The sequence below is a fragment of the Virgibacillus sp. Bac332 genome (assembly GCF_003667785.1).
Lineage (GTDB): Bacteria > Bacillota > Bacilli > Bacillales > Amphibacillaceae > Virgibacillus > Virgibacillus salarius.
The window spans coordinates 1,654,629-1,676,220 of record NZ_CP033046.1 but is presented as its reverse complement, the minus strand read 5'-3'; the positions used below and the strand labels follow the sequence as shown (position 1 = coordinate 1,676,220).

25 protein-coding genes and 2 other annotated features are annotated in these 21,592 nt (G+C 38.9%); of the genes, 17 read left to right on the top strand and 8 right to left on the bottom strand.

The annotated features are described in order from the left end of the window. Complete coding sequence (locus D9782_RS08005; RefSeq protein ID WP_121604466.1) at positions 1-675, bottom strand: BMQ_0737 family morphogenetic spore coat protein; 675 nt, start codon at positions 673-675, stop codon at positions 1-3. A 304-nt stretch (positions 676-979) separates the two neighbouring features. Here D9782_RS08005 and D9782_RS08000 point away from each other — a divergent pair, with 304 nt between their 5' ends. The 11 genes from D9782_RS08000 (at position 980) to trpA (ending at position 11,511) form a co-directional block, all read left to right on the top strand. After that, positions 980-2,005: an AAA family ATPase gene (locus D9782_RS08000; RefSeq protein WP_121604465.1), complete on the top strand. Its 1,026-nt coding sequence runs from the start codon at positions 980-982 to the stop codon at positions 2,003-2,005. Position 2,006: 1 nt separating this feature from the next. Beyond that, positions 2,007-2,423: a M67 family metallopeptidase gene (locus tag D9782_RS07995; RefSeq protein ID WP_121604464.1), complete on the top strand. Its 417-nt coding sequence runs from the start codon at positions 2,007-2,009 to the stop codon at positions 2,421-2,423. A gap of 58 nt (positions 2,424-2,481) precedes the next feature. Continuing rightward, the gene (locus D9782_RS22815; RefSeq protein WP_161629283.1) at positions 2,482-2,625 is read left to right on the top strand and encodes a hypothetical protein; all 144 of its coding nucleotides are present in this window, start codon (positions 2,482-2,484) and stop codon (positions 2,623-2,625) included. Positions 2,626-3,461: 836 nt separating this feature from the next. Continuing rightward, positions 3,462-4,166 carry a hypothetical protein gene (locus D9782_RS07985; RefSeq protein ID WP_121604462.1) on the top strand — a complete coding sequence of 235 codons (705 nt, stop codon included), beginning with the start codon at positions 3,462-3,464 and terminating at the stop codon, positions 4,164-4,166. Between the two features lie 124 nt (positions 4,167-4,290). Further along, positions 4,291-4,540 (top strand) — a binding site (T-box leader). 57 nt (positions 4,541-4,597) lie between these two features. After that, positions 4,598-4,865, top strand: a binding site (T-box leader). 287 nt (positions 4,866-5,152) lie between these two features. Then, on the top strand, positions 5,153-6,559 hold the full coding sequence (gene trpE / locus D9782_RS07980; protein ID WP_121605852.1) for an anthranilate synthase component I: 1,407 nt from the start codon (positions 5,153-5,155) through the stop codon (positions 6,557-6,559). Next, positions 6,540-7,139, top strand: a complete 600-nt coding sequence (locus D9782_RS07975) for an anthranilate synthase component II (RefSeq protein ID WP_026682394.1) — start codon at positions 6,540-6,542, stop codon at positions 7,137-7,139. The genes trpE and D9782_RS07975 overlap by 20 nt, the downstream gene beginning before the upstream one ends. Further along, positions 7,123-8,148 (top strand): anthranilate phosphoribosyltransferase, encoded by a 1,026-nt coding sequence (gene trpD, locus D9782_RS07970; RefSeq protein WP_026682393.1) that lies wholly within the window; start codon positions 7,123-7,125, stop codon positions 8,146-8,148. The genes D9782_RS07975 and trpD overlap by 17 nt, the downstream gene beginning before the upstream one ends. Continuing rightward, positions 8,149-8,940, top strand: a complete 792-nt coding sequence (gene trpC / locus D9782_RS07965) for an indole-3-glycerol phosphate synthase TrpC (RefSeq protein WP_026682392.1) — start codon at positions 8,149-8,151, stop codon at positions 8,938-8,940. It begins immediately after the preceding gene. Beyond that, the gene (locus D9782_RS07960) at positions 8,930-9,562 is read left to right on the top strand and encodes a phosphoribosylanthranilate isomerase (RefSeq protein WP_121604461.1); all 633 of its coding nucleotides are present in this window, start codon (positions 8,930-8,932) and stop codon (positions 9,560-9,562) included. The genes trpC and D9782_RS07960 overlap by 11 nt, the downstream gene beginning before the upstream one ends. After that, positions 9,540-10,736 carry a tryptophan synthase subunit beta gene (gene trpB / locus D9782_RS07955; RefSeq protein ID WP_026682390.1) on the top strand — a complete coding sequence of 399 codons (1,197 nt, stop codon included), beginning with the start codon at positions 9,540-9,542 and terminating at the stop codon, positions 10,734-10,736. Before D9782_RS07960 ends, trpB begins: the two co-directional genes overlap by 23 nt. A 1-nt stretch (position 10,737) precedes the next feature. Beyond that, positions 10,738-11,511 (top strand): tryptophan synthase subunit alpha, encoded by a 774-nt coding sequence (gene trpA / locus D9782_RS07950; protein ID WP_121604460.1) that lies wholly within the window; start codon positions 10,738-10,740, stop codon positions 11,509-11,511. A 265-nt stretch (positions 11,512-11,776) separates the two neighbouring features. On the opposite strand, the gene D9782_RS07945 is transcribed toward trpA, so the two are convergent. After that, positions 11,777-11,977, bottom strand: coding sequence for an SHOCT domain-containing protein (locus D9782_RS07945; RefSeq protein WP_026682388.1), 201 nt, complete (start codon positions 11,975-11,977; stop codon positions 11,777-11,779). Positions 11,978-12,142: 165 nt separating this feature from the next. On the opposite strand from D9782_RS07945, the gene D9782_RS07940 reads away from it, so the two are divergent. Together D9782_RS07940 and D9782_RS07935 are read left to right on the top strand one after the other, a co-directional pair. Beyond that, positions 12,143-12,838 carry a DUF421 domain-containing protein gene (locus tag D9782_RS07940; protein ID WP_026682387.1) on the top strand — a complete coding sequence of 232 codons (696 nt, stop codon included), beginning with the start codon at positions 12,143-12,145 and terminating at the stop codon, positions 12,836-12,838. Between the two features lie 82 nt (positions 12,839-12,920). Then, on the top strand, positions 12,921-13,076 hold the full coding sequence (locus D9782_RS07935) for a DUF1540 domain-containing protein (protein WP_080668733.1): 156 nt from the start codon (positions 12,921-12,923) through the stop codon (positions 13,074-13,076). A 347-nt stretch (positions 13,077-13,423) separates the two neighbouring features. Here D9782_RS07935 and D9782_RS23320 read toward each other — a convergent pair whose 3' ends face one another. From D9782_RS23320 to D9782_RS07915, 6 genes are all read right to left on the bottom strand, one after another. Beyond that, complete coding sequence (locus tag D9782_RS23320; protein ID WP_205388397.1) at positions 13,424-13,600, bottom strand: hypothetical protein; 177 nt, start codon at positions 13,598-13,600, stop codon at positions 13,424-13,426. Next, positions 13,590-14,891 (bottom strand): IS91 family transposase, encoded by a 1,302-nt coding sequence (locus D9782_RS07930; protein ID WP_121604459.1) that lies wholly within the window; start codon positions 14,889-14,891, stop codon positions 13,590-13,592. The genes D9782_RS23320 and D9782_RS07930 overlap by 11 nt, the downstream gene beginning before the upstream one ends. Positions 14,892-15,041: 150 nt before the next feature. Continuing rightward, positions 15,042-15,239 (bottom strand): hypothetical protein, encoded by a 198-nt coding sequence (locus tag D9782_RS07925; protein ID WP_121603754.1) that lies wholly within the window; start codon positions 15,237-15,239, stop codon positions 15,042-15,044. A 333-nt stretch (positions 15,240-15,572) separates the two neighbouring features. Then, positions 15,573-15,749, bottom strand: a complete 177-nt coding sequence (locus D9782_RS23315; RefSeq protein ID WP_205388397.1) for a hypothetical protein — start codon at positions 15,747-15,749, stop codon at positions 15,573-15,575. Continuing rightward, positions 15,739-17,040, bottom strand: a complete 1,302-nt coding sequence (locus tag D9782_RS07920) for an IS91 family transposase (protein WP_121604458.1) — start codon at positions 17,038-17,040, stop codon at positions 15,739-15,741. The genes D9782_RS23315 and D9782_RS07920 overlap by 11 nt, the downstream gene beginning before the upstream one ends. A gap of 154 nt (positions 17,041-17,194) precedes the next feature. Then, positions 17,195-17,392, bottom strand: a complete 198-nt coding sequence (locus D9782_RS07915) for a hypothetical protein (protein WP_121604457.1) — start codon at positions 17,390-17,392, stop codon at positions 17,195-17,197. A gap of 761 nt (positions 17,393-18,153) precedes the next feature. On the opposite strand from D9782_RS07915, the gene D9782_RS07910 reads away from it, so the two are divergent. Genes D9782_RS07910 through D9782_RS07895 form a run of 4 tightly spaced genes read left to right on the top strand, consistent with a single transcriptional unit; the run spans position 18,154 to position 21,570 of the window. Further along, positions 18,154-19,314 (top strand): betaine/proline/choline family ABC transporter ATP-binding protein, encoded by a 1,161-nt coding sequence (locus D9782_RS07910; protein WP_026679646.1) that lies wholly within the window; start codon positions 18,154-18,156, stop codon positions 19,312-19,314. 13 nt (positions 19,315-19,327) lie between these two features. Next, a complete protein-coding gene (locus D9782_RS07905; protein WP_026679645.1) occupies positions 19,328-19,972 on the top strand; it encodes an ABC transporter permease in 645 nt (214 codons plus the stop codon). Between the two features lie 25 nt (positions 19,973-19,997). Next, positions 19,998-20,918 carry an osmoprotectant ABC transporter substrate-binding protein gene (locus D9782_RS07900; protein ID WP_121605851.1) on the top strand — a complete coding sequence of 307 codons (921 nt, stop codon included), beginning with the start codon at positions 19,998-20,000 and terminating at the stop codon, positions 20,916-20,918. Between the two features lies 1 nt (position 20,919). Beyond that, entirely contained in the window at positions 20,920-21,570 is a 651-nt protein-coding gene (locus D9782_RS07895) for an ABC transporter permease (protein ID WP_021292463.1), read from the top strand. Positions 21,571-21,592 lie beyond the last annotated feature (22 nt).

Sequence of the window (21,592 nt, the reverse complement as noted above, 5' to 3'; positions counted from 1 at the left end):
TTAATCGTTATCACCATCATCATTGTTTGGAAACACTACTGGACACTGCGGCGGAATTGTTGGTGCAGGGCATGGAGGAATTGGAAGCATATCTCTCGGTTCACAGAATTCAGCAACAATTTCAAGTGTCACATCAAATGTTGATTGAATGCTTTGACATAAACGAACAGTAAGCGTGACATCAAGCTCATTAGGATGCATTGTATCGTCACAACAAGCTGTACATACAAAGCAATCTAAATCTGTGTAACTTACATCAATATCTGTTCCTTCTGGTGCACAAAGAATCACTTGTTCACAACGAGTGAATTCTGCCTCCGTTACCTCTACTGTCCCTCCTCCAAGTTCTGGTATTAGATCAACAAAAACAGTTACTTCAAAGTTTTTACGAATGTTTACCAGTTGTAAGGTTACCTCCGTGCCATCAATGACTAACTCCTGATCTACTCGATCCAAAATGACAATTGGCTCCATAGCAGCAGGCGTAACTGTACATGTTACTGTATCGATATCGATATCCTCACATGTTAATTGCTCCCCAGTATTTGGATTATGCGGCAATTCCAAATCCATTAGGTTTAAATCAAATGTTGCTTCATTAAGAATCCAGTCATATACCTTCTCTGTATTAATACATAGGAGTTCCTGACCTCCAGATAAATTATTTGCTTGCATTATTGCAAACACCTCCGAATAAGATTAATTTCTTTCACTGGTAGCCTATGAATAAAGCCCCCAAACGGTATAGTGATATAGCGGAATTGTCATGATAATCGTGGATTTAGGTAAATGTCATAATCATAACGGCATCCGTACAATTTAAACATCAAATGTGACTGTATTTAGCTTAAATCGTGAAAGTTGTGCATAAAATGAGTATGTCAAAACAATTATGTTCTGCTATTTCAAAAATGCACATTTGTCACATATTGATGTTTCATAAATAGTATATTAATGTGCTGTAAAAGGGTGAATGAAAATGTATCGATATGAACTGTATAATGTTGATGATATTGATCAATTAAAAAAGGAGCTCGATGCCTACAAACAAACAGTTAGAGCCATGACAGAGGGAAAATTATTTGAAGATTATTTTAAAACGAAAGATGACTTTTACGATTTAAAGATGAAAATTTTTGAATTAGAAGGAGACATGAAGGCTATGGAAAATAATTATCAAGAAGAAATTTCCAATCATCAAATGGAAGAGCAGCATCTCACTAACCAGCTTACATCTATTACTGATTTCTTACAGCAATTAAGGCAAGACGCACGACTGATTAAACAGCAATTTGAACAACTGCCATTTGTCGAGCTTTCGGAAAAGATAAATCAATTAATAAGTAACCAAAACACAAATGCCATGGAACAGAAAATAGAACTGGAACGTTTGAAAGAAGAAATCTCGCAAATCAAAGAATTATTGAAGCCTAAGGAGGATAATACTGCTAAAAATAATCGTTCAACTAAGAGGTCAGACTACAAACAATTACAGGGCATACTACAATTCCCCAACAATGTCGAGCAACCCTTAAACAAAAAAAAAAATAACCAAGTAAATAGACAGCACTATAGTCGTACAAAACCAAACAACGAAAAATCTTATTATACACATGCTAACTCACAGGAATCTGAAACAATATCCATGAGTAAGGCAAAGAAGACGTACCGAAATGCTCAATACGAATTAAATAAAAATATTATTACTCGCACAGTAACTCCCAAAAATAAATCACAAGAGCAAAAAGAAGAAAGCCTCGATACAGACAGCACCTTACCTACTACTGAAGACACTACTCCTGTTGAAAATAATCTATCCATTGAAAATAACGTAACAGAAGAAAATATACCAAGTACGGAAATAGAAAAAGAGCCACTAGAAAGTATTACAGAATCCAGTGAAGAAATGCCAATAGAGGCAACGAAAAGTAACTCAGAGCAATCAGCCGAATCAACTAAAAAATCAGACTTCACTTCACTTCTTTCCATTTTCAAAAGAGGGTGAGATGAACTGTAAGCAGATCATTATCCCACTATCCATACACAATCAAATGGTTGAACACGGCGTCTCAACCTTACCCTATGAGGCATGTGGCTTGTTAGCAGGAAATCAGACGAACGTTCAATCTATTTGGCAATTAAAAAATGAATGTAAGTCTGATAGACGTTTTTTTGTAAGTAAGCATAATGTTGAACGTACGTTGAACAGAATTAATGAAGAAAAGCAAGATGTTTTAGCTATCTATCATTCTCACCCTTTTACAGCACCAATACCTTCCACATTAGATATTATTAACCACCCCGATACCGATATAAAAATGATCATTATATCCTTTAAAAGAGGTTCTCCCACTGTGAGATGGTATCGAATACGTGATACGAACTATGAAGAATGCCTTTTTCGCATAGAATCCTCACGATAGCCCGACCATTCCCACAAAATAATACTATAATACATTATAAAACCTAAGGAGTTGAGATATGTTGAAGGCAAAAGAAATAAAGAAAGCAAAAAGCAGCTATAAAAAATTAAAGACGCCAACGAAGCCAATTGTATTAAATTCATCTTCATCAATTAAAAGAGGAATGTTTCGAAGAGGCGGCTGTTGCGGTAAAATAAAATAAATTTACGAGAAAACCTATTACATCCTCCGAATAGGTTATAAGAACGGTCTAGAATAAAGATTTTACACTCATTTAAATAACACTTATTTCTAGAGGCTACCTTATTGGAAACTAGGGTTATAGTACATTGAAATGTATATAGTACCTACTTATTATTTATCTATATACACGATTAGACGATAACCCTATTTCTCTAAGGAGCCTCCTTCTTTATATTTTCATAACCCAAATCACTCTTTTGAAACAGCAAAGACAGATTTATCAAATGCCTATTATATATACCTCTCCGAAAACATGAGCTTAAAAAAGTGGAGCTGGTCTAAAAGTCCGCTCCTTATCTACATAACTAAAACATCCGTGGTTATTATTAACAAGACTCCAAAGAATTCTCCAGTTAGACCATATGTTGATTACAGGAAATCATAACTTTGGACAGCCCCTTTAACATAACCGCTAATGTGATAAATAAAGTGAACCCTCCATCCGTGGGGGTTTTATTTATCCCCCACGGATTGTTCGTACCAAAAGGGTATGACCTAAAGGCCTTTGAACCAATCGGACATGTACTGGCAGTCGACCCTCCACTTACCAATAGTGGTTTTCCTTTATTGCCTGAAGCGGGGGTCTTACTGCCAGTTATAGGTGGGATAAATAGACCAAAAGATCTGCAGTACATCATACAACCACCTATGTTCCAAGTCCTCGAATTATATGTATGCTGGGGAGATGACTTAATAATTAAAAAGTCCAATCACAAAGCACCTTTAGCTAATAGTATAATCTTGAAAATAATATTTTATTTTCGAAACAGAATTCGTGAAAGGAGGGGGGATGTAATGTCCTCTAAATGTTTCAAAAACGTTGTAGTGGTTGACAAAAAGAAAAAGCACAAACCACAAAAACATCATTCATGCTGTAAACGTGAAACTTGTAAATGTAATTTCAAGAAACCAGAACCTAAAGTAACTAAACTAAACAGTGATTGTTTCGTAGTGAATTCCTTGGTAGGTTCAAAAACCGTTCAGAAGGTAGCAGAGACAACACTTCCGATCACATTATTCCCTAACTTACCTGTTATAGGTGATATTGTGTCAATTACTGTTGTACCAGATTTAGATAATATTACGCAAAACGCTAGAATAATCAAGGATAAAGTAGTAAATATTGGCGTTGTACCAGCAACTATTTCTGTCTCGATTGCCGGTGTAGCTTTACCTGACGTTCTTACTACAACTATCCCATTCCAAGCGCATACGGACTTCCCAGGAGCTTGTCCACAGGATATGCTACAGGAAACGCCACTTGAAGTCGAAGGCATCTTCACGCAACCAGGAGTTGAAGTTGTCGATGCCACTGGTACAGGACTTATCGAAGGTATATTAGTAAAGATTGTATTACGTACAACGATTACCGTTACACGCCAGGTCATCAAAGATCCGGAGGGGAACTTCTGTGATGTAGATCCTAATCGCTGCGAGAAAACAGCTACTCCTCCATCATTTATGCTACCAACACCACCAAATGGTAATGGAGGAGGCTAATAAAAACTAGTCATCCAACAGAATCGGTGACAAAATAGTGTCACCGATTCATCTATTGTATAAAATAAGGGTTGACTTCCAACCTAATTTCTCTTAATATTAATTCCAATAAATAATTCCATGAATACTAGCAATGATGAAGAGTAGTAATCTAATCGAACACAGGAGAGAGCTGATGGCTGGTGAGAATCAGTGTGCTTCATTAGATGAATGGACTTCTGAGCTTCCAAACCGAACCATACGTGCAGTAGGCTTTGGCGAATTAATCTCATCGTTATCTGAGATACATATATGAAGCTACGTAAAGCTTGATATTGCTAAAGTGAGCTGTATTTCAGCTAATAAAGGTGGTACCACGGTCCCTCGTCCTTTGTCGGATGAGGGACTTTTTGCATTTAAAATGGAAAACTGCTGTTGAAAAGTAAATAGAATGGAAATCGTTGCGTAAGAGAAGTAAGCATTGTAAAAGCATTAAAGAGAGCTAGCGGTGGTGGGATGCTAGTATGTGGAACTGTGCTGAATGGACTTACAAGAGGCCTCCTGAACAGAAGTAGGGATGCACGGAGCTCCGCCGTTATACGGATAGAATATCGGATCAAGCATTTCAATTTTTCGAAAGCATTTTCCCGTATTCGAATAAAGATAAAAAGTCTACACTTTTTAACAGAGGTGGCACCGCGGTCCCCTATCGTCCTCTATAAACACAAATCATGTGTTTATAGAGGATTTTTTTATAGTCTAGGAAAGTATAAAATTTGTCCATGTGGTGTTGAGCCATGTCCAGCTCCAGTACCCAGAAACTAGGCGACTCGCCCTAAGCTAAGTCATCATCAGCTCGTAAGCTCACCGTGATTCCTTTATCTCGGTTGACTCACTCCAGTCGCTACGTTTCTAATTGAGCGCTTACGCTTTTGTGCTTACTTCATCATCTAGGGATGCATGATCTAATCACAACAAAACGAATGATTAATCTAAGAAAGGATGAAATGGCTTTGAAAAAAGAAGCAACGTATAAGCTTATGAAACTAAATGCAGATACATTAACCCCTATTGAATTATTCCAACGATTAACAGGTGAGAAAAAATTCCTACTGGAAAGTACCTTTCAACATGAAACGAAAGGAAAGTATTCCTTTATTGGCTGTCATCCATACGGAGAGATTATTGGCTATGATGATACAACAGAACATATTGATTATATCAACCATACAGATAAGACAATCGATCAAAACGCTTTAACCTACTTGGAGGAACATTTACCTCACATTTCCATTGATTTACCGCTTCCCTTTTACGGCGGAGCAATTGGCTATGTTGGCTATGATGCGATTCGATCGATAGAAGATATTGGTGAAACGTTAACGAATGATTTAGCCATGCCGGACATTCATTTTATGCTATATAAAAATATCCTTGTATTCGATCATGCTAGTGAAATTCTTTATGTGATCGCAATCCTGGTCGATGCAGATCAAGCAAATGATTTGGATTATCAATTGGAGCATTTACGAAAACAGATTCAGCAAACGAACCCTACTAGTAATCAGCAAGAAACACCATTTACCTTTTATCCTGAAATATCAAAAGAAGCTTTTCAGCAACAAGTTGTAGCAGCAAAACAGCATATTCAGCAGGGTGATATTTTCCAGGTTGTGTTATCTCAACGCATGAAGGCAACATTCGAGGGTGATACCTTTTCCTTTTATCGGCAGCTCCGGAAAGTAAATCCATCTCCGTATATGTTTTATATCGATTTTGGTGAGTATTTAATTCTTGGAGCATCGCCAGAAAGCTTAATAGAAACGCGCGGTAGGAATGTAATGACGAATCCAATTGCAGGAACAAGACCTCGTGGGAAAACACCGGTTGAAGATGAGCGGCTTATGAAGGAACTATTAAAGGATGATAAAGAAATTGCCGAACATCGTATGCTCGTCGATTTGAGTAGAAATGATCTTGGTCGTATATGTGAGATTGGAAGTATTCACATTCCAACCTACATGACCATTGAAAAATATCAGCATGTCATGCACATCGTCTCAGAGGTGCACGGAAAGCTTCGAAAAGGTTGTAGCTCCTTTACTGCATTAATATCCTGTCTGCCCGCAGGAACGGTATCTGGAGCACCTAAAATTAGGGCGATGCAGATCATTAATGAATTAGAAGGAACAAAAAGAGGTGTCTATGGTGGAGGCATAGGCTTTATTAATTATAATCATGACGTAACGATGGCGCTGGCAATTCGCTCACTTGTAGTCAAGGAGAAGCATGCTTACCTACAGACTGGGGCTGGAATTGTACATGATTCCGAACCTGATAAAGAATATTTGGAAACACTGTTTAAGGCTAAATCACTTATGGAGGTGTCTACTAATGATTTTACTACTGGATAATTATGATTCCTTCACGTATAACATCTACCAATATGTATCTGAAGAAGGTTTCCAGGTAAAAGTTGTCCGAAATAATTGCGTTACCGTTGATGAAGTAAAAGCGCTCAAACCACAGGCAATCATTATTTCTCCAGGTCCTGGCCTGCCAGATCAAGCTGGTGTCTGCCTGAAAATAGTCAACGCATTCTATCAGCAAATTCCCATTTTAGGCATTTGTTTGGGGCATCAAATTATCGGTGAGGCATTGGGTGCTTCACTTCGGCAGTCCAACCAAATTATGCATGGAAAGACATCACTAGTTACACATAATGGAGCTGGTATCTTTCAATATTTATCACAGCCGCTTGAAGTCATGCGCTATCATTCGTACGTCCTTGCTGAAGAATCACTTCCTCCGCAGCTTGAACTAGTGGCAACATCATTGGAGGACAAAGAGGTGATGGCTATACAGCATCCCTTTTACCAAGTATACGGGGTGCAATTTCATCCAGAGTCCATCGGTACAGCCGTCGGTAAGAAAATGATCCATAACTTTATTCAAGGAATAAGAAAGGAGAATCCCTATGAGAACTTATCTTGAAAAATTATTTCATGGACACCATTTAACCGTTGATGAAATGAAAAAGGTGGCGCTTTCCTGCCTGAGTAATTCGATAACAGAATCTGAAATCGCCGCGTTATTAACCGCATTACAGGTGAAAGGAGAAACTCCTGATGAAATAACTGGCTTGGTAGAAGTCATCCGCTCTCAATCATCATATCATACAACAACGATTGAAAATGTCATGGATAACTGTGGAACTGGAGGTGACATGTCGGGAAGTTTTAATATTAGTACCACTTCTGCATTTGTGATTGCTGGTGCAGGAGTTCCAGTTGCTAAACATGGAAATCGTAGTGTTTCTAGTAAAACTGGGAGTGCAGATGTTTTAGAATCCCTTGGTGTTTCTTTATTTTTAACACGCGCACAAGTAGAAGAATCATTGTATAAAAATAACATCGCCTTTTTATTCGCCCCACATGTGCATAACGCACTAAAGCCATTTACAAAGGTTCGCAAAGACTTAGGATTACCGACCATTTTCAATGTCATTGGCCCATTGACTAACCCAGTTACGTTGAACTCGCAATTTATCGGCGTTTACCGTAAAGACAAACTGGAGATTGTAGCTCAAGCATTACGTAACTTAGGTAGAGAACGAGCAATTGTTGTCAACGGTGCTGGGGGTATGGATGAAGCATCACTTTCAGGCGAAAACCATCTTATCTTGCTTGAAGGTGGAAAACTAAAATCCTTTAGCTTACACCCAGAAGAAGTAGGGTTACCTGTTTACTCTTATGAAGAAATTCAAGGTGGGGATGCGAAGAAAAACGCTGCGATTACGAAAGACGTGCTAAAAGGTCATTCAAGCGCTTATTTAGATACAGTCATTTTAAATGCAGGGCTTGGACTCTATGCACATGGGACAGCATCCTCTATTCAGCAAGGAGTAGAGTTAGCGAAAGAGAGTATTCGCTCTGGCAAAGCGTTAGCATGTTTAACAAGCTTAATTGACTTTAGTAAGAAATACGCAAGTGAGGTGGTATGAATGACTGTTTTAGAGAATATTATAGCAAGCAAACAAATCGAGGTAGAGCGGCTATTGCAAGTATCTATCCCCTTCCATGCTGCCAAACAACCGATCCCTTTTAAGGACACAATAGCTACTTCCTCCGAGGTACAGATTATTTCGGAAATAAAACGTGCCTCCCCTTCCAAAGGAGATATAAGAACAGAGATTAATCCAGTTGCACAAGCAAAACAATATGAAGCATGTGGTGCAGCAGCCATATCTGTCTTAACAGATACAACCTTTTTTAAGGGTTCGATGGAAGATTTGCAAGCAGTTGCTGAAGCGGTTCGAATACCCGTATTATGTAAGGATTTTATTATTCATCCCATCCAAATTGATCGCGCTAAAGCCGCTGGTGCTTCCATCGTCCTGTTAATTGTTGCCGCATTATCTAAGCAACAATTACACGATCTATATCATTATGCTATAAACAAAGGGCTTGAGGTTATTTGCGAAGTACATCAAGTCACAGAATTGGAAGTTTTACTAGAGTTAAACCCTGAAATAATTGGGATTAATAACCGAAATTTAAAAACCTTTGAGGTCGATTTACAAACAACAGCAAAACTAGCAGCTCTTATTCCACATAGAGATACATTGATTATTAGTGAAAGTGGATTTCGTACCCGTTCTGATGCGCTTTTGGCACGCGATGCTGGTGCAGAGGTGTTACTTATTGGTGAAACATTAATGCGCGCTACTAACGTATCAAAAGCCTTTAATGAATTAAAAGTTGCAAAGGAAAGGAGTACAAAGCATGCACGTTAAAATATGCGGCATTCAGTCTGTTGTGGCTGCACTAGCAGCTGTTGATGCTGGGGCTGACTTCATTGGCTTCGTGTTCGCCAAAAGCAAGCGGTCCATCACTCCAGAAGCTGCTGCTGACATTGTAAATATCCTTCCTCGTTCAGTTAAAACGGTTGGTGTCTTTGTAAATGAAAGGCTTGAAACAATGAATACGATAGCTTCACAAGTGCCACTTGATTATATCCAGCTCCACGGTGAAGAATCCGCTGCTGCTGCTAACAAATTAAATAGCAAAATCATTAAAGCATATCCAGTGGATGCTCAACACGTATCTCGTATCGAAGCCTATCCATGCGATTTCTACTTATTAGATGGACCCGTACAGAAAAGCCCAGGTGGTAATGGCATTCCATTTGATTGGAATTTATTTAATCATTTACCAATACCAAAAGACAGAATCATGATCGCAGGTGGTCTTACACCGGAAAATGTTGGAGACGCCATTCGAACACTTCATCCATATGCTGTTGATGTATCAAGTGGAGTCGAAACGAACGGTAACAAAGATCCAGAAAAGATAAAACAATTTATAGCTAATGCAAAACGAAAGGATGAGTTTCATGATAACCTACACAATGCCTGATTCACATGGGAGATTCGGAAATTTCGGTGGAAGATATGTTCCGGAAACATTGATGCCTGCTTTGCTCGAGTTAGAAGAGGCGTATGAAGAGGCAATAAATGATCCAACATTTTGTAAGGAATTAAACGACTATCTAACCCACTATATAGGTAGAGAAACCCCTTTATATTATGCAGAGAACCTTACAAAGAAGTTAGCGGGGCCACAGATTTATTTAAAACGTGAAGATTTAAACCATACAGGGGCACATAAAATCAATAATACGATCGGGCAGGCTCTGTTAACACTTCGAATGGGAAAGAAAAAGGTTGTTGCAGAAACAGGTGCTGGACAACATGGAGTAGCTACTGCAACGGTTTGCTCTTTGCTTGGTCTCGAATGTGTTGTATTTATGGGTGAAGAGGATATGCGGAGACAGAAGCTGAATGTATTTCGGATGGAACTTTTAGGTGCAGAGGTACGTAGCGTCAAAAATGGAAGTGGCACCTTAAAAGATGCAGTCAATGATGCACTTAGATATTGGGTAGCAAATGTTGAGGATACACATTACATTCTTGGATCTGTTGTTGGCCCTCATCCATTCCCGAAAATTGTTCGTGATTTTCAGTCGATTATTGGCAAGGAAACAAAACAGCAAATCCTCAAGCAAGATGGTTCATTACCAGATGCTATTATTGCATGTGTAGGTGGAGGCAGTAATGCGATGGGAATGTTTTATCCTTTTATTGAGGATGAGCAAGTAAAGCTGTATGGTGTCGAAGCCGGAGGAGCTGGATTAGATACAAACCAGCATGCATCTGTATTAGTACATCCAAGCCCTGGGATATTACATGGAACGATGACGAATTTACTACAGGATACACACGGTCAAATTCAAGAGGCCTTTTCGATATCCGCTGGACTTGATTATCCTGGCGTCGGCCCAGAACATAGTCATTTAAATGATACGAGGCGTGTAGCATATGTATCTATTACTGACGATGAAGCGGTAACTGCATTTCAAACATTATGCCAAGCCGAAGGCATTATTCCGGCATTAGAAAGTGCACATGCGATTGCTTTTGCTGAAAAACTCGCCATGCAAATGGATTCGGAACAAACCCTAGTAATTTGCCTCTCTGGCCGCGGAGATAAAGATGTTGAGCAAATAAAACACGTATTGGAGGATAAATAGGATGGGAAAAGAGAGACTGGTTAATTACCTCAATCAATTACAAAATGAAAATAAAAATCTTTTTGTACCCTATATCATGGCTGGTGACGGTGGACTGAATAAGCTAAAGGAGCGTACGTTGTTTTTGCAAAATTGCGGTGTAGCTGCGATAGAAGTTGGGATTCCCTTTTCTGACCCTGTCGCAGATGGACCAACGATACAGAACGCTGGAAAACGATCACTTGATAATGATACGACGTTAACAGCAGTGCTAGAAGAACTCGAATCCTTTAAGGATGAGCGTACCGTACCAATAATTATTATGGCATATAGTAATCCTATATATCGGTATGGTATTGAACGCTTTACTGCATCCTGTGTTCATGCTGGGATAGATGGACTAATTATACCAGATCTCCCACTAGAGGAAGAAAAAATGGTAACAGATGCGCTCCAACAAAGTTCTGTTGCATTCATTCGGCTGGCAGCGTTAACTAGCTCTAGGGAGCGAATTAAAACGTTGGCTCATCGGTCAGAAGGGTTTCTTTATGCCGTCACCGTTACAGGTACAACAGGCGTAAGAACATCTTATGAAACTAAAGTAAAGACATATCTACACCAACTAAAACAACAAAGCCCTGTTCCTGTTTTAGCGGGGTTTGGCGTGTCCACTAGCAAACAAGCAAAAGAGCTTAGTTCTTATTGCGATGGCGTTGTTGTTGGAAGTAAGATTGTCGACCTTTTTCACGAAGGAAAAACAGAAGAAATTAAACAACTGATCCAAGCAAGTATTTAAGTAGATCGGTCTTCACGATTTCTTAGCTTGTAGAAAAACCCCAGTGTTTTCTACAAGCATTTTTTGTGCGTGGTGTGAGTGAACGCCCGCGTCTTCCCCGTAAAAACCACACTGTGTGATCTCGGATCGCCCGCTTTCTACAGGATAAGGGAAGGCTTCTGTAGCCTTCTGTAGCTATACATCGCAAGCAGAAAAAGCACTCTTCTTTTTCAAGGAATCTCCTAGTATTCGCAGCTCTTCACTGAAAGGACATTCCTTTAGCATTTTATTTTCCTCTACGCTTACGAGCCCTTTCGTAGACCTCTTGGCTTATTTCTCCACGCTGATAGCGCCTCTCTAAAAGCTCGAGGGAATCACTCTTCAGATTGTTTTTGGCACGAAAGCGAATAATAATTACGATAATGATAAGTACTAAGCCAATCGACAACCAAAAACGAATGGTTGGATCAATAAAAATTGTATACATTTAACCACCTCTACCCTATTTGCTTTATTTTAAATATCATTCCAAGAGAACATTCATTTCATTCTCTAATGTAGCTACTAATATTTTGAAAATACCATGTGAATACTTATATATTTTTTATATTTATCCATACTACGTAACCAGAAGATTATGAGGAGGCCTTTTATGGTGGTATATATTGGGAAAATCATTATGTTATATCTCCTTACCATTATCATCATTCGACTAATGGGTAAATCAGCCTTTGCTCAATTAACTGCACATGATTTAGCCGGTGTTTTTTTCGTTGTGTCACTAGCTGCTGGTCCTCTAGTTACAAATAGCTTCACTAATGCAATAACAGGCCTTCTTGTTATTGGTACAATTCATATTATCCTTTCAAAGCTTACACTTGTTAATTGGTTAAATAAATTTTTTATCGGTCAGCCAACAATTGTCATCAAACATGGAAAACTAATTAAAGCTAATCTAAAGCGCTCTCATTTCACCTTAACTGGTTTATTGTCAAGTATTCGAGAAAAGGGGTATTCCGATATATCCAATATAGACTATGCCATTATTGAACCTAGTGGAGAAATCAGCATCCTTCTAAAACAAGAATTTTCACCTGTCACTCCAATGCACTTAAACATGGAAACGAAATACCAAGGTCTACCAATAGCTGTCATTATCGAAGGAACCGTACAATATCATAATTTGCAGCTTATGAACAAAAGTGAACAATGGTTAAAAAATAGGCTAGAAGCTGTTGGTTATCCAGACCAAAAAACAATTTTTTATGCTGCTGTTCGTGATACAGATCATTTATTAACCATTGATAATGGTAGTGGCATCCTTGAAGTGCATCAACAAGGAAAATAGCCTCCATAATACAGCAGGTATTTGCTTCCTATTATTTTTTTAGAGCTTATTGTCAATGCTAAGAGAGAGGGAGGTGTGTGAAATGGCAAAAGATGTGCTTTGCGAAGTAAACAATTGCACGTATTGGGGCGAAGGAAATGTTTGTAATGCTGATCGAATCTACGTGGTTACGCACAAACAAACGAAAGCAAAAACAACGGAAGAAACGGATTGTAAGACATTTGTCGCCAAAAGCTAAGCATCTTCACCTCTAGAGAAGAACAAGTATGACCGGGGATGTCTCATATAATTCGTTTAGATACAGCAACTGGATTAATGAGACTCCCTGTTATTTATTTTTGTCATAAACAGTTTGGTTTCTATCTCACTGATTGTTCGTACCACAAGGGTATGACCTAGGCCTTTGAACCAATCGGACATTACATTAACTGGCAATAGACCCCCTATTTATCCATAATGGCTTCCCTTTATTGCTGGAAGCGGGGGCTTACTGCCAATTATTTGTGGGATAAACTTGCTTTTTCATTTGTCTCTAATAAGAAAAACCGGGCAAAAACCAGCCCGGTCCTTTCCTGTTTGCCATAGCTAGAGCACATCCGATAGTTTGTATTCGTGTCCTTGTACTCCTTTATAATACTCCGGATACATTTCTCCTCCACATTGTTCACAGCTGAATCTTGGTGGCGTAGTTGGGTCTCCGCCATCCATCAAATCAAACTCTTCTACTACGTTATACGGTATCTTTTCTTCTTCATGACACATGAAACAATGATAGTTGACGTAGGTCTTCTTTGGACGTAAGTGGTCGGTTCCTTTTTTCTTCTTCCCTTTTTTGCGTCGTTTGTTGGTCTGTGCGATAGTGAATCAACCTTTCTAAATTATTCCTTGCTTCTTTTGTTAATGCAATCTTTATTTCTAATTTCCCATTCTCTAGACACACTTCTCCCTTGTATTCATAGTAATTGTCGCAATGCGAGCACACAAGGGGATCTTTTTGACCACTAGAAATAATACGCTCTCTCCAGGTTTGGCGGCGTAATGTCTTCTTCACTTTTACTATCCATTTCCTTGTACCTTGTTGCCATGTAGCTAATAGCTTTTTGCTTAAGCTCTTACTCCTTCTAGAATACACCCCATAGTGACGAATTGTCTTGAACTGTTCATTAGGAATATGACGTATTAATCGAATAATAAATTCTTCTACCGTTACGGTCTCATGTTTTTCTTTACCGTCTACTTTATCCATATATTTGAATGTCACATGTTGACCATCATATTCCTCGATACGATTGTTCCCAATCGCTGGTCGACGAATATAGCGGCCAATATAACGCAGTTGGTCCTTCACCTTTCCTCTTTGTTTTGGGGCATACACATAGAAGCCTTCCCCATTATTAGAAAAAGCCTGTTGTAATCTTGGTTGAATTCTTTTCTTTTCCTTATTTGACAAGTGGTTACGAATGAATTTTAACACCACCGTCTGCCATTGCTTTCGAAGCATCGTAAACGGTATATAGTCGTACGCTTTCCATTCTCCTTTTTTCGTAACTCCTCCCATTGTCACTAACATATGAACATGGGGATTGAAATTCACTCTTGACCCAAATGTATGTAATCCGGCAATTATCCCCGGTTTCACTTTTGCCTTCTTTCGAAAATAACCCGTGATTAGCTTCGCAGCTTCATCCATAAGGGGTTTCAAAAGCTCTCGATGCCATAGAAATATAGCCCGTAATTTTTCATCTATCGTAAAGATTACATGCCGATGGTTCACTTGTACTATATCTTCTGTAAGGACGCGACTCCATTCTTCACTTTCTCCTACAGAACACGTTGTACAAAAACGCCCTTTACATCGAAAAGGGACATGTCGAACGTTATGGCATCCTTCACAAACATAGAGTTTGAATCCATTTTTGGGATCTCCACAGTCACGAAATTTTTCCACCTCTTTAATGACAATTGGACGAATTCGCTCTCCATGTTTCTTCTTAAATGCTTCCCAATGTTGATGTTTATCAAAAAAGATTCGTTTCAAGATGTTTTTTTCCATATACTTAAAATACCACAGTAAGAAACACTCTGGTATAGCCAAATTTTTATACTTTCTTATCTTTTAAGAAAAACTGAGCAAAATTCGCTCAGTCCTTATCACTACATGCTCAGATTTACGCTTCCTCTAGTAGCTATTATGGAATAATAGCTACTGCTTGACCACCACTCCGGCTGCCCACTTCCCTTTCCGTGGGGTTTGTCCTTCAGCTAACTTTTTTAGCAAAACCCGCTCAAAAAAGTGGATCTTCAGGTCAAACATTTCCCACAGGAGTTGAAGTGGCCGGCCTTCGCTATTATCAGGCTCTACAACGCTAGCATGAAGTAACACAGCTGCTTTTATACTCACGGATAACGATTTTCACTTTACCCATTGTAAAAAAAGTCAACCTATTACTTATGACAAGAATTGTTGCACCTTCTCATAGCGGAGACTAATTACGTAGACTCCTGCGGGAATTGCGCGAGCCGAAAATCCACTTTGCAACGTGTTCTTCTTTGCAAAGTTAGTTGAGGCCGTGCCTGCGGAAAGCGAAGTAATTAGTCGGAGCATTGCCAATATACATCAACCATTTCAAAATAACTACTTGGCTTAACGCAGTCATTGCACTGATTTTATACTTTCTTAACTTATAAGAAAAACCGGGCAAAAACCAGCCCGGTCCTTTCCTGTTTGCCATAGCTAGAGCACATCCGATAGTTTGTATTCGTGTCCTTGTACTCCTTTATAATACTCCGGATACATTTCTCCTCCACATTGTTCACAGCTGAATCTTGGTGGCGTAGTTGGGTCTCCGCCATCCATCAAATCAAACTCTTCTACTACGTTATACGGTATCTTTTCTTCTTCATGACACATGAAACAATGATAGTTGACGTAGGTCTTCTTTGGACGTAAGTGGTCGGTTCCTTTTTTCTTCTTCCCTTTTTTGCGTCGTTTGTTGGTCTGTGCGATAGTGAATCAACCTTTCTAAATCATTCCTTGCTTCTTTTGTTAATGCAATCTTTATTTCTAATTTCCCATTCTCTAGACACACTTCTCCCTTGTATTCATAGTAATTGTCGCAATGCGAGCACACAAGGGGATCTTTTTGACCACTAGAAATAATACGCTCTCTCCAGGTTTGGCGGCGTAATGTCTTCTTCACTTTTACTATCCATTTCCTTGTACCTTGTTGCCATGTAGCTAATAGCTTTTTGCTTAAGCTCTTACTCCTTCTAGAATACACCCCATAGTGACGAATTGTCTTGAACTGTTCATTAGGAATATGACGTATTAATCGAATAATAAATTCTTCTACCGTTACGGTCTCATGTTTTTCTTTACCGTCTACTTTATCCATATATTTGAATGTCACATGTTGACCATCATATTCCTCGATACGATTGTTCCCAATCGCTGGTCGACGAATATAGCGGCCAATATAACGCAGTTGGTCCTTCACCTTTCCTCTTTGTTTTGGCGCATACACATAGAAGCCTTCCCCATTATTAGAAAAAGCCTGTTGTAATCTTGGTTGAATTCTTTTCTTTTCCTTATTTGACAAGTGGTTACGAATGAATTTTAACACCACCGTCTGCCATTGCTTTCGAAGCATCGTAAACGGTATATAGTCGTACGCTTTCCATTCTCCTTTTTTCGTAACTCCTCCCATTGTCACTAACATATGAACATGGGGATTGAAATTCACTCTTGACCCAAATGTATGTAATCCGGCAATTATCCCCGGTTTCACTTTTGCCTTCTTTCGAAAATAACCCGTGATTAGCTTCGCAGCTTCATCCATAAGGGGTTTCAAAAGCTCTCGATGCCATAGAAATATAGCCCGTAATTTTTCATCTATCGTAAAGATTACATGCCGATGGTTCACTTGTACTATATCTTCTGTAAGGACGCGACTCCATTCTTCACTTTCTCCTACAGAACACGTTGTACAAAAACGTCCTTTACATCGAAAAGGGACATGTCGAACGTCATGGCATCCTTCACAAACATAGAGTTTGAATCCATTTTTGGGATCTCCACAGTCACGATATTTTTCCACCTCTTTAATGACAATTGGACGAATTCGCTCTCCATGTTTCTTCTTAAATGCTTCCCAATGTTGATGTTTATCAAAAAAGATTCGTTTCAAGATGTTTTTTTCCATATACTTAAAATACCACAGTAAGAAACACTCTGGTATAGCCAAATTTTTATACTTTCTTATCTTTCTTTTAAGAAAAACGGAGCAAAATTCGCTCCGTCCTTATCACTACATGCTCAGATTTACGCTTCCTCTAGTAGCTATTATGGAATAATAACTACTGCTTGACCACCACTCCGGCTGCCCACTTCCCTTTCCGTGGGGTTTGTCCTTCAGCTAACTTTTTTAGCAAAACCCGCTCAAAAAAGTGGATCTTCAGGTCAAACATTTCCCACAGGAGTTGAAGTGGCCGGCCTTCGCTATTACCAGCCTCTACAACGCTAGCATGAAGTAACACAGCTGCTTTTATACTCACGGATAGCGATTTTCACTTTACCCATTGTAAAAAAGTCAACCTATTACTTATGACAAGAATTGTTGCACCTTCTCATAGCGGAGACGAATTACGTAGACTCCTGCGGGATTAGCGCGAGCCGAAAATCCACTTTGCAACGTGTTCTTCTTTGCAAAGTTAGTTGAGGCCGTGCCCACGGAAAGCGAAGTAATTAGTCGGAGCATTGCCAATATACATCAAACATTTCAAAATAACTACTTGGCTTAACGCAGTCATTGCACTGATTTTATACTTTCTTAACTTATAAAGCAAAAAGCCGATACCTATCGTATCGACTTTCTGTATTGGGAGATTCATTCATGGGCAAATCTCTACAAGCTTGTAATGATTTCTACTATTATATGTCTTTGCGTTAAAACAGCACCGGCATTTCCCACAGGTTATCCACACATTTTTAACCCTCGACCTTATTTTATTGTTTATAGATGCCTTTACATTCTATAATTCACCACAATCCACAAGACACCCTAATTCTTCTGTATGATTCATATAACTTCATATCGCTTTTTTTCCATTATTTATCTTAGTAAAAAAACAGATCACCATTAAATACGAAGAATTTTTAAGCAATTCTACGTTATACAGTATAAAAACTTTATACAATATAAATTTTATAAATTTTTTATACTGTATGAATTTAAATGCTTGTTTCGATAATCGATTCTTTTTCCTATACTAGTATAGGACGACAAAGTTCGACAGTATTAATGGAGGTGCTAGCATTGTTAGAATTTAAACACGTTTCCAAGCAATTTGAAGACGGTACAATAGCCGTTAAGGATCTGAATTTACATATTAAAAAAGGTGAATTTGTTTGTTTTATTGGTCCAAGTGGATGTGGTAAAACAACCACAATGAAAATGGTCAATGGCCTCATTAATAAAACAGAAGGATCCATTCTTGTTGATGGAAAAGATGTGATAGAGCAAGACCCTGTAAAATTACGACGATCTATCGGATATGTGATCCAGCAAATTGGCCTCATGCCACATATGACAATTAAAGAAAATATTGTGCTTGTTGGAACACTATTAAAATGGTCAAAAGAACAGAAAGATAAACGCGCACGGGAATTATTACAACTAGTAGATATGCCGGAGGAATTTCTTGATCGATACCCACATGAATTAAGTGGAGGCCAGCAACAACGTATTGGAGTACTTCGTGCCTTAGCAGCAAATCCACCATTAATTTTAATGGATGAACCTTTTGGAGCACTTGATCCAATTACAAGAGATGCGCTGCAAGAGGAATTTAAGAAACTGCAAAAAGAACTGGATAAGACTATTGTCTTTGTAACACATGACATGGATGAGGCGTTGAAGCTTGCCGACCGTATTGTGATTATGAAAGATGGACAGATTGTCCAAGCAGATACTCCAGATGAGATTCTGCGAAATCCAGCAGATGAATTTGTAGAAGAATTTCTAGGTAAGGATCGATTAATTCAAGGTCGACCTGATGTTACTACGGTCGAACAAATCATGGAGCATTCACCTGTAACAGTACAAATGGGAACGACATTGAAATCTGCTATATCTACAATGAAAGATAGACATGTAGATTCATTGTTAGTGGTAGATAGTGAGAATAAGCTCCAAGGCTTTATTGACATAGAAGGTATTAATTTAAACTATAAAAAGATGCATCTTGTAGAAGAAATAATGGAGAAAGAGTTATTTTTCGTCTCTCGCTATAGTCTATTACGTGATACCGTTCACAAAATTCTCCGTAGAGGAGTGAAATATGTGCCTGTTGTTGATGATGAAAAAAAACTAGCAGGAATTGTGACACGTGCGACATTAGCTAACCTCGTCTATGACACGATATGGGGCGATGGTATGGAGACGAATGAAATACTAGCTGCAACAGGAGCAGAGTAGGAGGGAAGCAAAAATGATGGATTTTCTTGCAGAATACGGTCATGAACTGTTTGTTAAAACGTGGGAGCATTTATATATATCACTAGCAGCGATTATTCTCGGTGTTTTAGTCGCTGTACCGCTTGGAGTTATCTTATCGAGGAAACCGAATTTTGCCGATCGTTTCATCTCATTTATTGGTATATTACAAACTATTCCAAGTCTAGCAATTCTAGCATTTTTCATTCCCATCATGGGAGTTGGGAAGATTCCGGCGATCTTCGCACTATTCTTCTATTCCTTGCTACCGATTTTACGTAATACATATATTGGTGTGCGTGATGTTGATCAGGGAGTAAAAGAAGCAGGTAAAGGAATGGGAATGAGCAATTGGCAATCGATTGTGAAGATGGAGCTTCCTTTATCTCTACCGGTAATTATGGCAGGTATTCGCTTATCGACTGTTTATCTTGTTGGTTGGGCAACACTTGCAGCTTTCATTGGCGGTGGAGGACTTGGTGACTTTATTTTTGATGGATTGAACTTATATCAACCGTCTCTAATTATTGCTGGGACAATACCGGCTACGATACTTGCCTTAATTGCAGATCGCTCACTTGCATTTTTAGAAGATTGGTTAACACCTGATGGATTAAAGGATTCTTATAAAACGGCATAAACTTGGAGGTGTAAATGTGAAAAGAATGATTTATAAAGGCAGCATATTACTTCTACTATTTGTGTTCCTTTCTGGCTGTTCCTTGCCTGGACTAGCAAGTACAACAAATGAAACAATTAAAATTGGGGCATTAGGTACATCGGAATCCCAAATTCTTGCGGAAATGCTGTCAATCATGATTGAGAGAGAAACGGATGCAGATACGGAATTAGTGACGCATCTTGGGTCATCTATCGTTCAGCATCAAGGCATGACTAGAGGGGATCTGGATATTACAAGTACACGTTATACAGGAACAGATTTATCTGGAGCTCTTGGTATGGACCCGATCACCGACCCAGATAAAGCATTACAAATTGTAAAACGTGAATTTCTAGATCGTTTCCATCAAACTTGGGCGGCTCCATATGGATTTGAAAATAGTTATTCTGTAGCTGTGACAGAGGAATTCGCCAAAGAAAATGATATTGAAACGATATCTGATTTAGAGCCTTATGCGAATGATTTACGTTTCGGTGTTGATAATGCTTGGATTAATCGTAAAGGGGACGGATATGACGGATTTCAAGAAACCTATTTTTCTTTTGGAGAGGTTTTTCCAATGAACATCGGTCTCGTGTATCAAGCAGCCGCTAGTGGCTATATGGATGTTGTTCTAGCATATTCTTCTGATGGACGGATTAAAGAATTTAATCTGAAAGTGCTTGAAGATGATCGACAATTCTTCCCACCTTATGACGCTTCACCAGTGATTGCTAATAAGGTACTAGAGAAATATCCAAAAATTCAAGAGATCACGGAACGACTAAATGATCAAATCTCTACGGAAACCATGCAAGAGCTAAATTATCAAGCAGATGTGGAATTAATAAACCCTCGGAAGGTAGCTAAACAATTTCTTGAAGAACATAATTACTTTGAGCAGTCAGTAAAGGCGGGTGAGTGAAATGGAAACATTGGAACAATTTATCCATTATGTTAGTCAGAATAGCGGTTATATCTGGGTGCAGTTTTACAGGCATTTTCTAATGGCTGCCTATGGTGTATTATTTGCAGCAATTATTTCCATTCCGCTTGGTATATTGATTGCAAAATACGGGAAATTAAGCAGTTGGGTACTGGCTTTCGGCAGTATTATCCAAACAATACCAGCATTAGGAGCAATGGCTGTTATTATGATTGTAATGGGACTTGGTACGAATACTGTAATAGTTACCCTGATGCTTTATTCCATTTTGCCAATTACGCAAAATACATATGTTGGCATGAAAGAGGTTAATAAAGATGTGGTTGAAGCTGGATATGCCTCTGGAATGACTCGATTTCAACTGCTTCGCATGGTTGAATTGCCTCTTGCAGTTAGTGTTATTATGGCAGGGCTTCGCACCGCGCTAGTTATTGGTATCGGTATTGCAGCAATCGGAGCTTTTGTTGGTGCTGGTGGCCTAGGGGCGATTATCCTTACTGGAACAAATGCAACAGATGGCACACCGATCATTCTTGCCGGTGCTATTCCAACTGCGTTAATGGCGATTATTGCTGACCTGATTATGGGATGGATTGAACGGAAACTGCAACCGGTGAAATCTTCTAAGTAAGGTTCAATGAACAGTTTAACGA

What these genes read in the sequence shown, in the direction of transcription:
- D9782_RS08005 (WP_121604466.1), bottom strand. Translation starts at nt 675, where the DNA reads ATGCAAGCAAATAATTTATCTGGAGGTCAGGAACTCCTATGTATTAAT.
- D9782_RS07985 (WP_121604462.1), top strand. Translation starts at nt 3,462, where the DNA reads ATGTCCTCTAAATGTTTCAAAAACGTTGTAGTGGTTGACAAAAAGAAA.
- trpD (WP_026682393.1), top strand. Translation starts at nt 7,123, where the DNA reads ATGAGAACTTATCTTGAAAAATTATTTCATGGACACCATTTAACCGTT.
- D9782_RS23320 (WP_205388397.1), bottom strand. Translation starts at nt 13,600, where the DNA reads ATGTGTCATGAAGAAGAAAAGATACCGTATAACGTAGTAGAAGAGTTT.
- D9782_RS07895 (WP_021292463.1), top strand. Translation starts at nt 20,920, where the DNA reads ATGGAAACATTGGAACAATTTATCCATTATGTTAGTCAGAATAGCGGT.
- trpC (WP_026682392.1), top strand. Translation starts at nt 8,149, where the DNA reads ATGACTGTTTTAGAGAATATTATAGCAAGCAAACAAATCGAGGTAGAG.
- D9782_RS07940 (WP_026682387.1), top strand. Translation starts at nt 12,143, where the DNA reads ATGGTGGTATATATTGGGAAAATCATTATGTTATATCTCCTTACCATT.
- D9782_RS07975 (WP_026682394.1), top strand. Translation starts at nt 6,540, where the DNA reads ATGATTTTACTACTGGATAATTATGATTCCTTCACGTATAACATCTAC.
- D9782_RS08000 (WP_121604465.1), top strand. Translation starts at nt 980, where the DNA reads ATGTATCGATATGAACTGTATAATGTTGATGATATTGATCAATTAAAA.
- trpB (WP_026682390.1), top strand. Translation starts at nt 9,540, where the DNA reads ATGATAACCTACACAATGCCTGATTCACATGGGAGATTCGGAAATTTC.
- D9782_RS22815 (WP_161629283.1), top strand. Translation starts at nt 2,482, where the DNA reads ATGTTGAAGGCAAAAGAAATAAAGAAAGCAAAAAGCAGCTATAAAAAA.
- D9782_RS07960 (WP_121604461.1), top strand. Translation starts at nt 8,930, where the DNA reads ATGCACGTTAAAATATGCGGCATTCAGTCTGTTGTGGCTGCACTAGCA.
- D9782_RS07935 (WP_080668733.1), top strand. Translation starts at nt 12,921, where the DNA reads ATGGCAAAAGATGTGCTTTGCGAAGTAAACAATTGCACGTATTGGGGC.
- trpA (WP_121604460.1), top strand. Translation starts at nt 10,738, where the DNA reads ATGGGAAAAGAGAGACTGGTTAATTACCTCAATCAATTACAAAATGAA.
- D9782_RS07945 (WP_026682388.1), bottom strand. Translation starts at nt 11,977, where the DNA reads ATGTATACAATTTTTATTGATCCAACCATTCGTTTTTGGTTGTCGATT.
- D9782_RS07995 (WP_121604464.1), top strand. Translation starts at nt 2,007, where the DNA reads ATGAACTGTAAGCAGATCATTATCCCACTATCCATACACAATCAAATG.
- D9782_RS23315 (WP_205388397.1), bottom strand. Translation starts at nt 15,749, where the DNA reads ATGTGTCATGAAGAAGAAAAGATACCGTATAACGTAGTAGAAGAGTTT.
- D9782_RS07920 (WP_121604458.1), bottom strand. Translation starts at nt 17,040, where the DNA reads ATGGAAAAAAACATCTTGAAACGAATCTTTTTTGATAAACATCAACAT.
- D9782_RS07900 (WP_121605851.1), top strand. Translation starts at nt 19,998, where the DNA reads ATGATTTATAAAGGCAGCATATTACTTCTACTATTTGTGTTCCTTTCT.
- D9782_RS07905 (WP_026679645.1), top strand. Translation starts at nt 19,328, where the DNA reads ATGATGGATTTTCTTGCAGAATACGGTCATGAACTGTTTGTTAAAACG.
- D9782_RS07930 (WP_121604459.1), bottom strand. Translation starts at nt 14,891, where the DNA reads ATGGAAAAAAACATCTTGAAACGAATCTTTTTTGATAAACATCAACAT.
- trpE (WP_121605852.1), top strand. Translation starts at nt 5,153, where the DNA reads ATGGCTTTGAAAAAAGAAGCAACGTATAAGCTTATGAAACTAAATGCA.